Consider the following 13,007-nt stretch of genomic DNA (forward strand, 5'->3'; position numbering starts at 1 on the left):
CTTTCATAATTATCACCTTAAATCCTATTATAGCAAATATTGCAGTTTTTCCAAACTTGATTTTACGTACATTTTTATAGAATGGATTTTATTAATAATATATATTATACTGTTACTAAGATATTATAAGATATGAAGCTGATAAATGTAGTTAGAACCAGTAGCAATATAATTAAATAAATATATGGAATTAATGCTGTTTGAATATGCAAATAAAAAACATAATTAAAGTAGGCATTGTCCATAAGATGTTTAAGTAATTAGCTGTCTTAAGAGCAGTAAAGGGGTGAAAATGTATGAATGACACAAAAAATGACATAAAATTTGTAATTATTACCGGACTTTCAGGAGCGGGGAAAACGTTGGCTATGAGGGTATTTGAAGATCATGGATATTTTTGCGTAGACAATCTTCCTCCGGCATTGATCCCTACCTTTATAGAACTTTGCCGACAGAGCATTAAAAAAATAAATAAGATAGCCTTAGTAATTGATATACGGGGTGGCGGCTTTTTCGACAAGCTTTTTGAGAGCTTAAACGAACTGAGTAAGGCAGGCCATAACTATGAAATACTTTTTCTTGAGGCGTCTGACGAGGTGCTCATAAAAAGATATAAGGAAAGCCGTAGACGTCATCCGCTAGCCTTTGAAGGGCGCATAGTTGAAGGAATAAAATCCGAACGGGAGAAAATGGCAAAACTTCGAGAAGTAGCCGACCATATTATTGATACATCTTTAACAACACCGGCTGAACTGAAAGAGGAAATAGTAATCAGGTTTATTGAACAGGAAAAAGAGGATCCTTTTTTGATAAACATAGTATCATTTGGCTTTAAACAGGGAATTCCCTTAGATGCAGATTTGGTTTTTGATGTGAGATTTCTGCCTAATCCGTATTATATTGATGAACTTAGACCATATACCGGCGAAGATCAGGAAGTTAAAGAATTTGTGATGAAATGGCCGGAAAGCCAACAGTTTTTAGACAAACTAATTGATATGATTCAGTATTTAATACCATATTATATAAGAGAAGGCAAAACCCAGCTGATAATAGGCATCGGTTGCACCGGCGGTAGACATAGGTCTGTGGCCTTAGCTGATGAAATGGCCGTAAGGCTTAAGATTGACCGCTGCCGGGTGATCATAGACCATAGAGATATAGACAAAGACATAGAACGGAGTTGAAAGGCCATGTACCCTAATATAGTATGTTTAGGGGGAGGCACAGGTCTTCCTAATCTTTTAAGGGGCTTAAAATCTTATTCGGACCGCATTACTGCTATTGTAACGGTAGCAGATGATGGTGGCAGCTCAGGAGTTATCAGGAATGAACTTAAAATACCACCTCCGGGCGATATAAAAAACTGTATATTAGCATTAGCTTATACAGAACCACTCATGGAAGAGTTATTTCAATACCGTTTCAGCAGCGGGTCTTTAAAAGGACATAGCTTCGGAAATCTATTCTTGGCTGCCATGACTGAGATGCTAGGTAATTTTGAACTGGCTATAAAAGAATCGAGCAAGATTCTCGCAGTTAAGGGAACTGTTCTACCATCCACTTTGGAGGATGTAACGCTTGAGGCAATTTATGAGGATGGTGAAAAAGCCAGCGGCGAATCTTGCATTCCTAATTCGCGAAAAAGGATATCAAAAGTAATGCTAAAGCCATCCGATGCTAAGCCGCTGAACGATGCATTAGAAGCCGTGGAAAATGCAGATTTGATAATACTCGGCCCGGGAAGCTTGTACACCAGCTTAATTCCCAATCTTCTTGTAAAAGATCTGACTGAGGCTATAACAAAGTCAAAGGCAAAGAAGATTTATATTGTAAATGTAATGACACAGCCGGGAGAAACTGATGGCTATACTGCATCTGATCATGTGAAAGCGGTTATAGAACATTCGAGTCCTAATGTGATGGAATATGTCATTATAAATACCGGTCAAATTCCGGATTATCTGCTGTCGCGCTATCTGTCTGAAGGTTCTACATATGTAGAGTGTGACAATGATGTCATAGAAGAAATGGGTTATACTGTAGTGGCAGATTCCATAGTTAATCCCACTGATGTGGCTCATCACAGTCCAGTAAAGCTAGCCCAAACGATTATGAAATTAATTTAGTAAATTTTGTTTGAAGGTTTTTTAAAATTAATGTAGAATAAGATGGAATGAGGTGAGGATGGTGTCTTTTTCGTATAATGTAAAAGAAGAATTATCCAGACTATCCTCAAGCACCTGTTGCCAACGAGCAGAACTAGCTTCACTTATGCAAATGGCTGGCACAATCCAAATAATAGGTGGGCAAAAAAAAATACTTCTAAGGATTCAAACTGTACATGCACCCACAGCTCGGAGGATTTACAAACTTTTAAAGAAAAATTCCATATCACCAGAGGGGATTGCTGTTAAGCGGAATAGTTTCTTAAAAGACAGAAGCTTATATATCATTTCCGTAGATGTAAAGCAATGCAAGACTTTACTTGAAGAACTGGGAATATTACCTATTGGAAACGGTTCCGAACATCAAAGCACCGGTATCAACCCGGACTTAATTAAAAATAAATGCTGTAAAAAAGCCTTTTTGCGAGGCGCTTTTTTAGGTGGAGGTTCGATAAGTAATCCTAAAGGCTCCTATCATATGGAATTTGTTACACAAGATAAGGATATGGCTCAGACCCTATTAAAACTTATTGGTGATTTTGGTTTAAAATCAAAGGTGGTAGAGCGTAAAAACAACTATTTAATATATTTGAAAAATGGGGATCACATTGCCGATATGTTAGGGATTATCGGTGCGCACAGCAGTCTTTTAAAATATGAAGACATAAGAGTGCTAAAAGAAATGCGAAACAGTGTAAACCGTATGGTTAATTGCGAAACTGCCAATTTGAACAAGACGATTGATGCTTCAGTCAGGCAGACTGCTAGCATTAACTATTTAAAAGAAAGTGGCAAGTTTGATGATTTACCGGAGAATTTAAAACAAGTTGCTGAACTTAGACTCAAACACCCGGATTTGAGCTTAAAAGAATTGGGCCAAATGATGGATCCTATTTTGGGCAAATCAGGTGTGAGTTATAGATTAAAAAAAATTGAAGAAATAGCTAAGAAGCTACAGTCAACGAAAGGGGAATATTAGATGTTTCAACAAAATGTAACCGTTAAGAACAAAACGGGTCTTCACGCAAGACCTGCAGCATTGTTTGTTCAAACAGCAAACAAATTTAAATCTGAAGTATTTATCGAAAAAGATGGGAAAAAGGTTAATGCCAAAAGTATAATGGGTGTTATGTCACTTGCAGTAAGTCAAGGAACTCAAATTACAATTTCTGCTCAGGGTGAAGATGAGAAAGAAGCTGTGGAAAAACTAGTAGAATTAATAGAGAGCAAGTTTGGTGAAGATTAATTTAAAAGCTACCGTGACGGTAGCTTTTAAATTAGATATAATGAATTAAAGGTGAGATTATGACAAAACATGCCCGTATTATTGAATATATTAAAAAGCTTGAGGTAGGTTCAAAAATATCGGTAAGGCAGTTGGCAAACGATTTGAATGTAAGTGAGGGGACGGCATATCGCGCCATAAAAGATGCACAGCTGGCAGGATATGTTTGTACCATGCCTAGAATAGGCACTATCCGCATTGAAAAAAAGACCGATGAAGCAATTGAACATTTATCCTTTGCCGAAGTAGTAAATATAGTTGAGGGAAGTGTAATGGGCGGTAAATCCGGCCTGCATAAACCTCTTAGTAAGTTTTTAATTGGTGCTATGGAAGTAGAAGAAATGCACAAGTTTATTGAACCAGAAAGTCTTCTAATAGTAGGCAATCGTAAAGATGCACAAATCCTGGCATTAAAACATGGTGCAGCAGTGCTGGTAACGGGTGGCTTTGATGTGGATGATGAAGTAATTAAACTGGCAGATGATATGGGAATGCCCTTACTTTCTTCGTCATATGATACATTTACCGTAGCTACAATTATCAATAGTGCTATCTATAAAAGGTTGGTAAGGAAAGAAGTTGTCAGAGTAAAGGATGCGATGGTAAAAGAACCTGATTATTTAACCATTGATGCTACCGTAGGCGATTGGAGAAATATGTATAAGAAAACCCAACACAGTAAATTTCCTGTAGTCGACAAAGACATGAAAGTCTGTGGAATTGTTACTACAAATGACATATCAAGTTTAAGGGATGATGTTTTAATAAAAGATGTTATGAGCAAAGATCCTATAGTATTGACGAAAGATACGCCGGTTGCGCATGCGGCACGGTTAATGGGTTGGGAAGGTATAAAGCTTATTCCTGTAGTAGAAGATAAAAGACTGGTAGGCATCTTGACTCGGAAAGATGCGATTAAGGCTTTGCAACATTTGAGTTTTCAGCCGCAAATAGGTGAAACGGCGGATAGTATTGTGATGAGTCGTTTTTCCATGAGCAAAACCGAAGATGGAGTGAAACTTCAAGGGAAGACAGATCCCGTCATGTTAAATCCTTATGGTGTAGCAAGCAGCGGAGCTCTTATGACGGTTATAGCTAATGCCGGTTTTGAGGCATTCAGAGCACAGAAAAGGTTGGAAACAGTTCTGGATAGTTTTACGGTATATTTTTCAAAACCTGTACAGTTAGAGCAGGAAATAGAGATAGAAGCTAAAATAATCGATATAGGGAGAAAGTCGGGAAAAGCTGAAATAAATCTCATGCACGAGGAAAAATTGGTGGCAAAAGCCATTATTTCTGTGAGGGTTATTGATAGGTAGGTGATTTTTATGGGAGAGTTTGTGCATTTGCATGTCCACACAAACTATAGCCTCTTAGACGGTGCGTGTGAAATAGAAAGGCTGGCTAAACGGCTGGCAGAGCTAGGGATGAAAAGCGTAGCTATTACAGACCATGGTGTAATGTATGGCGTAATAGATTTTTACAAAATTATGCTCTCTTATGGCATCAAGCCGATAATAGGCTGCGAAGTTTATATGGCTGCACGAACCATGCAAGACCGCCAGCCGGGAATAGATGATGATTTATATCATTTGGTTCTTTTGGCAAAGAATAACGAGGGCTATAAAAATTTGATGAAGCTAGTTTCGGTAGGTTTTACTGATGGGTTTTACTATAAACCAAGAATAGACATGTCGGTTCTTAAAGAATATTCAGATGGTCTTATAGCATTAAGTGCCTGTCTTGCGGGCAAGATACCGACTTTACTCTTAAAAGGTAATTATGACCAAGCTAAAAAAACCGCTGAAGATTTTAAGGAGATATTTGGACAGGACAATTTTTACTTAGAGGTTCAGGATCATGGCATATTAGACCAGAGAAGAATAATCAATGACCTTATACGTTTGAGTAAAGAAACTGAAATTCCTATTGTAGCAACAAATGATGTCCATTATATTAATAAAGACGATGCAACAGTGCAAGATGCTCTTTTATGTATACAAACCGGTAAAACCATAGATGATGAAAATAGAATGAAATTTCAAACTTCAGAATTTTATTTGAAATCATCGGAAGAAATGGAAAAGCTTTTTTCATATATACCCGATGCCATTGAAAACACAGCTATGATTGCAGAAAAGTGCAATGTGAAACTTGACTTTAATACAATACATCTGCCCAGCTTTGAAGTTCCGGAAGGCGTTACTCAGGATGAATTTCTGGAAAAATTATGCTATGAAGGTGCGGCTGAAAGATATCCCGAAATTACGGACAAAATCAAAAAGCGTTTAGATTATGAGTTGGATACAATTAAAAAAATGGGTTATTCCAGTTATTTCCTAATTGTATGGGATTTTATTAACTATGCACGGAAAAATAATATAATGGTAGGACCCGGGAGGGGATCGGCGGCCGGCAGTCTTGTAGCTTATTGTCTGCATATTACTAATATTGATCCGTTAAAGTACAATCTTTTGTTTGAGCGCTTTTTAAACCCCGAGAGAGTGTCTATGCCGGATATAGATGTAGACTTCTGTTATGAGCGACGACAGGAGGTTATTGATTATGTCGTCAGGAAATACGGTCAAGATCGAGTAGCACAAATTGTAACATTTGGAACAATGGCTGCACGAGCTGCTATTAGGGATGTAGGAAGAGTTATGGGATATCCTTACGGCGAAGTAGATACGATTGCCAAAATGATACCACAGGAGATAGGCATGACTATCGAGAATGCCTTGATAGTAAATCCTGAACTTAAAAAAATGTATGATGAAAATGAAAGAATCAAGCGGCTTTTAGATGTAGCAAAAGCCCTTGAAGGTTTTCCGCGCCATGCATCTACACATGCGGCAGGCGTTGTAATATCAAAAGACCCAATTGTAGAACATGTTCCCTTGCATAAAATCGGTGATTCTAATGTGGCAACACAGTATACAATGACCGCTCTTGAAGAACTAGGTCTTTTAAAAATGGATTTTTTAGGGCTTCGCACTTTGACGGTTATAAGGGATGCTATAAACATTATTCGCCACACGAAAGGTAAAGAAGTAAATCTTGATAAACTTTTGTTAGATGATAAAAAAGTTTACGAAATGTTAGGTAAGGGAAACACTGCAGGGGTTTTTCAGCTTGAAAGCTCAGGTATGAGAAATTTACTTACGGAATTAAAACCCGAATCTTTTCAGGATGTGGCAGCAATAATAGGTTTGTATCGACCAGGTCCGTTAGGAAGCGGTGCAGCCGATGATTTTATAAAGAGTAAAAATGGTCAAAAACCTATCAATTACCTGCATCCTGCGCTAAAACCCATATTAGATGAAACTTATGGAATAATTCTTTATCAAGAGCAGGCTATGCAGATTGCTCAGGAGTTAGCCGGTTTTTCTTTGGCTCAAGCCGATATCCTTCGTAAGGCTATGGGAAAAAAGAAGCAGGATGTTATGGCTGCCCAGAGGGAGTCGTTTGTAGATGGTTGTATAAAAAATGGCATTGACAAAATAACAGCGGGTAAAATCTTTGATGAAATTTCTTATTTTGCCGGTTATGGCTTTAATAAGGCACATACAGCCGCTTATGCCGTTATAGCATATCAGACGGCCTATCTTAAAGCCCATTTTCCGGTAGAATTTATGGCTGCTCTTTTGACCAGTGTGATAGACAATACCGATAAAGTAGCTTATTATATAAATGAGTGTCGTCGCATGAATATAGAGGTCCTGCCGCCGGATATAAATGAGAGTTACGAAAGTTTTACAGTAGTTTCTGATAAAATAAGGTTCGGCCTTACTGCTGTAAAAAACGTGGGTCAAAGTGTTGCAAAATCGATCATAAATGCCAGAAAAGATAAAGGCAGGTTCACTTCTTTTACCGATTTTATTGAAAAGGTTTGCGGCGAATTAAATAAGAAGGCATTAGAGAGCCTTATAAAGAGCGGGGCATTTTCATCATTAGGAGTAAAGCGTTCCCAACTTATTAGAATCTATGAAGGTACTTTAGTTCGCATTCAGAAACAGCAAAAGGAAAATGTAAAAAATCAAATCTCAATTTTTGAAATGCTTGATGATGTCCCTGCATTTCAGGAGGTTTTACCAGATATTCCGGAATATCCGAAGGCTGAATTGCTTGCTATGGAAAAAGAAATGCTAGGCATCTACTTAAGTGGTCACCCCTTGCTAGAATATGAAGAAGAATTGTCAAAAAATGTTACCTTCTATATTGGGAATAAGAATGATGTAAACAATATTCAGGATAACATGCCTGTAACCATTGGCGGCATTATAACAGCAATAAAAACTAAAACCACTAAAAACGATAAAATAATGGCATTTGTAGACATTGAGGACTTAACAGGGACAATGGAAGCCATAGTTTTCCCTACGATTTTTGAAAAGTACAAATCTTATTTGTTTACGGATTCAAAGGTGTACCTAAAAGGCAGAATTAGTTATAAAGAGGATGAATCACCAAAGGTCATTGTGGATGAAATTATTCCGATGGAAAAAGATAATACGGCAAGGCTGTTGGTGATTCCCTTGTCCGGCCAGGATGATACTAATGTTATAAGTGATATCAAAGAATTTATTTCCACACATTCCGGCAATACACAAGTTGTGATACATCTAAAAGATATAGATAAAAGCTTTTTACTAGATGAAAGGCTGGACATTTCGGCCAATAATTTGAATTTATTTACCGAAAGGACTGGCTTGAGAAATTATTTGTTTTGGGATAAATTAGTGGTAGGGAAATAGTAATTTGCAATAACCCTTTACAAAACCAGGAAAAAGGAGGCCGGTGGATTTGTGGACTGTAATATATATAGCCTCAGACAAAGAAACTGCCCTTAAAGTAGAAGAGGCAATACGAAGTGAAGGTTTCCTAGTTGAGACAAGGGAGGTAATGAAAAGCAAGAGACATGGCTGCTATATTGAGATAATAGTTCCCGAATCCGAAGCACAAGAAGCGCAAAATGTTATTTTGGAGAAGAATCTATAGTTGAAAGGAGAAATGATATATGAACAGAATTGGAGTACTTACGAGCGGTGGAGATGCTCCTGGCATGAATGCTGCAGTTAGGGCTATAGTCAGGAAAGCTATACATTATGGAATTGAAATCTATGGTGTACATAGAGGCTTTATGGGACTAATAAATTCGGACTTTATAAAGTTGGATATAAGTTCAGTAGGTGATATTATACATCGCGGTGGAACCGCTCTACTTACTGCCAGATGTGATGAGTTTAAGACAGAAGAAGGGCAGAAGAAAGCATTAAAAAACCTGGAAGCTTTTGGTATTGAGGGAATCATTGTAATAGGAGGCGACGGTTCTCTTAGAGGTGCCAATGCTTTGTCAAAACTGGGTATCCCCACAATCGGGATTCCTGCAACTATTGACAATGATATACCATTTACAGATAATTGTATTGGTTTTGATACTGCTGCAAATACAGTGGTTGATGCACTAAACAAGGTTAGAGACACTGCAACATCACATGAGCGGACTTTTATTATAGAAGTTATGGGAAGAAGAGCCGGGCATCTAGCTTTATATACCGGTCTTGCCAGCGGAGCAGAAACTATCTTGGTGCCGGAAATCCCATTTGATTTAAATGCTGTATGTGACAAAATTGAAAAAGGCTATATCAGAGGCAAACTGCACAGTATTATCGTAGTTGCTGAAGGGGCAGCCAACAGCATGGAAGTAGGAAAAGTTATCCAAGAAAAAACCGGTCTTGAAACAAGGGTCATTATTTTAGGTCATTTGCAAAGAGGGGGCAATCCTTCGGCATATGATAGAATATTGGCCAGCCGTTTTGGCGGAAAGGCTGTCGATTTAATAAGACAAAACACAAAGGATAAAATGCTAGGTCTTATCAATGGGGAACTGGTTATCACTGATATAGAAAAAGTGCTTAGTGCTACTAAACCCTTAGATATGGAATTATATCAATTGGCAGATATATTATCATTTTAAGGATGTGATTTTATGCTCAGGACAAAAATAATATGCACTCTTGGTCCATCAAGCGAAGATAAATATATAATGAGTCAATTAATCCAAGCAGGGATGAATATCGCTCGTGTAAACCTTTCACATGGTGACCATGAAGAACATTCCAAGAGAATTAAGGTCCTGCGCGAAACCTGTAGAGAATTAAAATCCAATGTAGCTTTGCTGCTTGATACAAAAGGGCCTGAAATACGTTTGGGCACCTTTTATGGAGGGAAGGTAACCCTAGAAAAAGGCCAAGAATTTACAATTACTTCAACTCCAATAATAGGTAACGAAAAAGAGGCTTTTATAAATTATGAAAAGATTTCTAAGACAGTAGTTCCAGGAGATAGGATACTTTTGTCTGATGGTTTAATAGAGCTTCAAGTAAAAGAAATACGAGGCGAAAGGGTTATCTGCAATGTTGTAAACGGCGGCCAGTTAAGCGATAGGCAGGGAGTAAACATACCTAATAAATCCTTGGATTTACCTTCATTGGCAAAGAAAGATATAGAAGATATAATTTTTGGCATAGGCATGGGTGCGGATTTTATAGCAGCCTCGTTTATAAGAAAAGCTGCAGATGTAAATGAAATAAGAAAGCTATTAGATTCAAACGGCGGCAATGATGTTCACATAATAGCAAAGATAGAAAACCGTGAAGGTGTTCAGAACATTGATGAAATAATCAATGCGGCTGATGGAATCATGATAGCTCGCGGAGATTTAGGTGTTGAGATTCCGGTTCAAGAGATACCTTTAGTACAAAAGAGAATTATCGGCAAATGCAATGCGGCAGGAAAACCTGTTGTTACTGCCACACAGATGTTAGACTCTATGATTAGAAACCCCAGGCCTACAAGGGCTGAAGTCACCGACGTGGCAAATGCCATATTTGATGGAACCGATGCAATTATGTTGTCAGGAGAAACAGCAGCAGGGAAATATCCCATAGAATCGGTAAGGATGATGGCCAGCATAGCACAGAAGGCTGATCAGGCCCTTATTGAGCATACAAAGCATAAGGCGTTAAATGCAAAACCGATAACTGCAAAGTCTGTAACTGATGCTATAAGTCATGCAACATGTTCTATAGCTTCAGAGCTGAAAGCAAAAGCGATTATTACTTCCACAAAGTCAGGCTATACTGCAAGAGCGGTTGCAAAATACCGACCAGGCGCTCCGATTATAGCGGTTACTTTTAAGGAAAAAGTTTTAAAAACCCTTCAGATTGTTCATGGAGTAGTTCCTCTTAAAGTTGAAGAAACCTCATCAACTGATGAAATGTTTTTTGAAGCAGTAAGAGGGGCTGTAAGTTCCGGAATGGTTAAAAAAGGTGATTTAGTTGTCATAACTGCCGGTGTTCCGGTCAATGTGACGGGTACTACCAATTTAATTCGCGTACATGTAGTGGGAGACGAAAAGATAAGTTAGCAAGTGATAATTATAAAACCAACTCCTTTCTCATAGGTGACATTTTACCAGAATAAATTTGACATGACATTATCATAGAATAACTATAAAAATTAAAAATAACTCTTGACATAATTAAAAATCGTGATAAAATACATACCAACACTTAAAAGTTTATAGGTTAATTGTAATGATGGAGAGAATAATGAAGAAAGTGGCTAAAGAGAGCCGGGCAAGGTGAAAGCCGGTCCACCGATTCATTTTGTGCTCGCTCCTGAACAGCCCGAGCGAAGTAGTAGTAGTTCGGTGCCGCAATATTGCGTTAGAATGAAGTAGTTTTCTACTTCCCGAGGCCATTCCGCAAGGTAAGGCGAAACAGGGTGGTACCACGAGAAAAACCCCTCGTCCCTGAGATTTTATCTCAAGGTGAGGGGTTTATTTTTATTAGTTTATGAAAGGTGGTGCAATAAATGAAAATTACCGGAGCACAAGCACTTATAAAATCATTAGAAATTGAAAAAGTAAAATACGTTTTTGGATATCCCGGTGGGGCGATACTTCCTGTGTATGATGCGCTTAATTATTCTAAAATAAAACATATTCTTACTCGTTCGGAACAGGCTGCTGCTCATGCGGCAAGTGGTTATGCACGTGTTTCCGGCAATGTGGGAGTGTGTATGGCAACCTCGGGACCTGGAGCAACTAATCTAGTAACAGGAATTGCCACAGCTTATATGGATTCAATTCCCATTATAGCTATTACCGGTCAAGTTTCCACATCGGTAATAGGCAAGGATGTCTTTCAAGAAGTTGATATAACCGGTGCTACAGCACCTTTTACAAAACATAATTATCTCATTAAAGATGCAAATGATATTCCAAGAATTGTTAAAGAGGCTTTTTATATCGCATCTACCGGCAGGCCCGGACCGGTCCTGATAGACCTGCCTAAAGATGTAGCTGAAACAAAGATTAACTTTAAATACCCAGAAAACATCTCATTAAGAGGCTACAAGCCCAATATAATAGGACATTCGCTGCAAATATCAAGAGCGGCGGAATTGATAAATAAATCCAGGTGTCCGGTTATTTGTGCAGGCGGAGGTATAAACTCTGCAGGTGCTGAAGAAGAATTAATGCAGTTAGCCGAGAAGACATGTATTCCGGTTGTAACTACATTGATGGGAATAGGGGCATTTCCGGCAAACCACCCGCTCCACATGGGCATGATTGGCATGCACGGCATACCGGCAGCCAATAAGACTGTTACCGAGGCAGATTTAGTAATTGCTGCGGGTTCACGATTTGCCGATAGAACCGTAGGAAAGGTCGAGGGGTTTGCGCCAAAAGCAAAGATAATACACATTGACATAGACCCTGCAGAGATAGGAAAGAACATCCAAGCACATATTCCTATTGTCGGTGATGTTAAGCAAATCCTTGGAGAAATAGTAAAAAAAGTGGAACATAAAGTGCCGTCTGCATGGAACGAATATGCTTCAAGCTTAAAAAAGTTAAAAGAAGAAGAAAACTTGGGCAGTCATAGCGATGAGCGCTTAAATCCCATTGAGATTATCCGGCAGCTTTCAAATAAGACTAAAGGAAAAGCAATTATTACTACTGAAGTAGGTTGCCACCAAATGTGGACTGCTCAGTATTATGAGTTTATTAAACCTCGCACATTTATTTCATCGGGTGGACTTGGCACCATGGGATATGGCCTGCCGGCAGCTATTGGAGCTCAAATGGCAAAGAAAGACGAAATGATTATCAATATTTGCGGTGATGGAAGCTTTCAGATGAATTTAACTGAGATGGCCACAGCTGTAGAGAATAACCTTCCGGTAAAGATTGTTCTATTTAACAACTCCGGTTTAGGTCTTGTCCGCCAACTTCAGGAATTCTATTGTGATAAGCGCTATAACCAGGTGTATTTCAGTTTTGTGCCGGATTTTATAAAACTTGCGGAAAGCTACAACTTTAAAGCAATGAGGATACAAAAGCAAAGCGAAATTTCTGATGCGATTGACAGCTTGATTTCACATGAAGGTCCGTTTTTACTTGAATGCATTTTGGATATTAATGAAAATGTATATCCAATGGTGTTAAACGGTTCTCCTATCAATGAAATGATTGGAGGGTAAGA

At 38.4% G+C, this 13,007-nt stretch carries 10 protein-coding genes; all 10 read left to right on the forward strand.

Annotated features, from left to right (window positions below):
• Positions 1-317: 317 nt before the first annotated feature.
• Positions 318-1,187, forward strand: coding sequence for an RNase adapter RapZ (gene rapZ / locus BUC45_RS09345; protein ID WP_366750107.1), 870 nt, complete (start codon positions 318-320; stop codon positions 1,185-1,187).
• 6 nt (positions 1,188-1,193) lie between these two features.
• Positions 1,194-2,129 carry a gluconeogenesis factor YvcK family protein gene (locus BUC45_RS09350; protein WP_296971846.1) on the forward strand — a complete coding sequence of 312 codons (936 nt, stop codon included), beginning with the start codon at positions 1,194-1,196 and terminating at the stop codon, positions 2,127-2,129.
• 61 nt (positions 2,130-2,190) lie between these two features.
• Positions 2,191-3,147 (forward strand): DNA-binding protein WhiA, encoded by a 957-nt coding sequence (gene whiA, locus BUC45_RS09355; RefSeq protein ID WP_366750109.1) that lies wholly within the window; start codon positions 2,191-2,193, stop codon positions 3,145-3,147.
• On the forward strand, positions 3,148-3,414 hold the full coding sequence (locus BUC45_RS09360) for an HPr family phosphocarrier protein (RefSeq protein WP_013777816.1): 267 nt from the start codon (positions 3,148-3,150) through the stop codon (positions 3,412-3,414).
• 59 nt (positions 3,415-3,473) lie between these two features.
• Entirely contained in the window at positions 3,474-4,772 is a 1,299-nt protein-coding gene (locus BUC45_RS09365) for a DRTGG domain-containing protein (protein ID WP_296971847.1), read from the forward strand.
• A gap of 9 nt (positions 4,773-4,781) precedes the next feature.
• A complete protein-coding gene (locus BUC45_RS09370; RefSeq protein WP_296971848.1) occupies positions 4,782-8,207 on the forward strand; it encodes a DNA polymerase III subunit alpha in 3,426 nt (1,141 codons plus the stop codon).
• Positions 8,208-8,250: 43 nt separating this feature from the next.
• Positions 8,251-8,451 (forward strand): hypothetical protein, encoded by a 201-nt coding sequence (locus BUC45_RS09375; protein ID WP_296971849.1) that lies wholly within the window; start codon positions 8,251-8,253, stop codon positions 8,449-8,451.
• 19 nt (positions 8,452-8,470) lie between these two features.
• Positions 8,471-9,430, forward strand: coding sequence for a 6-phosphofructokinase (pfkA, locus tag BUC45_RS09380; protein WP_296971850.1), 960 nt, complete (start codon positions 8,471-8,473; stop codon positions 9,428-9,430).
• A gap of 12 nt (positions 9,431-9,442) precedes the next feature.
• Entirely contained in the window at positions 9,443-10,882 is a 1,440-nt protein-coding gene (pyk, locus tag BUC45_RS09385; protein WP_296971851.1) for a pyruvate kinase, read from the forward strand.
• Between the two features lie 449 nt (positions 10,883-11,331).
• Positions 11,332-13,005, forward strand: a complete 1,674-nt coding sequence (gene ilvB, locus BUC45_RS09390) for a biosynthetic-type acetolactate synthase large subunit (protein ID WP_296971853.1) — start codon at positions 11,332-11,334, stop codon at positions 13,003-13,005.
• Positions 13,006-13,007: the final 2 nt, after the last annotated feature.

Source organism: Tepidanaerobacter sp. EBM-38 (assembly GCA_001896545.1).
Taxonomy (GTDB): Bacteria; Bacillota; Thermosediminibacteria; order Thermosediminibacterales; family Tepidanaerobacteraceae; genus Tepidanaerobacter.

Bases quoted from the DNA above. Each gene is read 5' to 3' on its own strand.
- BUC45_RS09350 (WP_296971846.1), top strand. From the start codon at position 1,194: ATGTACCCTAATATAGTATGTTTAGGGGGAGGCACAGGTCTTCCTAAT.
- BUC45_RS09360 (WP_013777816.1), top strand. From the start codon at position 3,148: ATGTTTCAACAAAATGTAACCGTTAAGAACAAAACGGGTCTTCACGCA.
- BUC45_RS09365 (WP_296971847.1), top strand. From the start codon at position 3,474: ATGACAAAACATGCCCGTATTATTGAATATATTAAAAAGCTTGAGGTA.
- BUC45_RS09370 (WP_296971848.1), top strand. From the start codon at position 4,782: ATGGGAGAGTTTGTGCATTTGCATGTCCACACAAACTATAGCCTCTTA.
- pfkA (WP_296971850.1), top strand. From the start codon at position 8,471: ATGAACAGAATTGGAGTACTTACGAGCGGTGGAGATGCTCCTGGCATG.
- pyk (WP_296971851.1), top strand. From the start codon at position 9,443: ATGCTCAGGACAAAAATAATATGCACTCTTGGTCCATCAAGCGAAGAT.
- ilvB (WP_296971853.1), top strand. From the start codon at position 11,332: ATGAAAATTACCGGAGCACAAGCACTTATAAAATCATTAGAAATTGAA.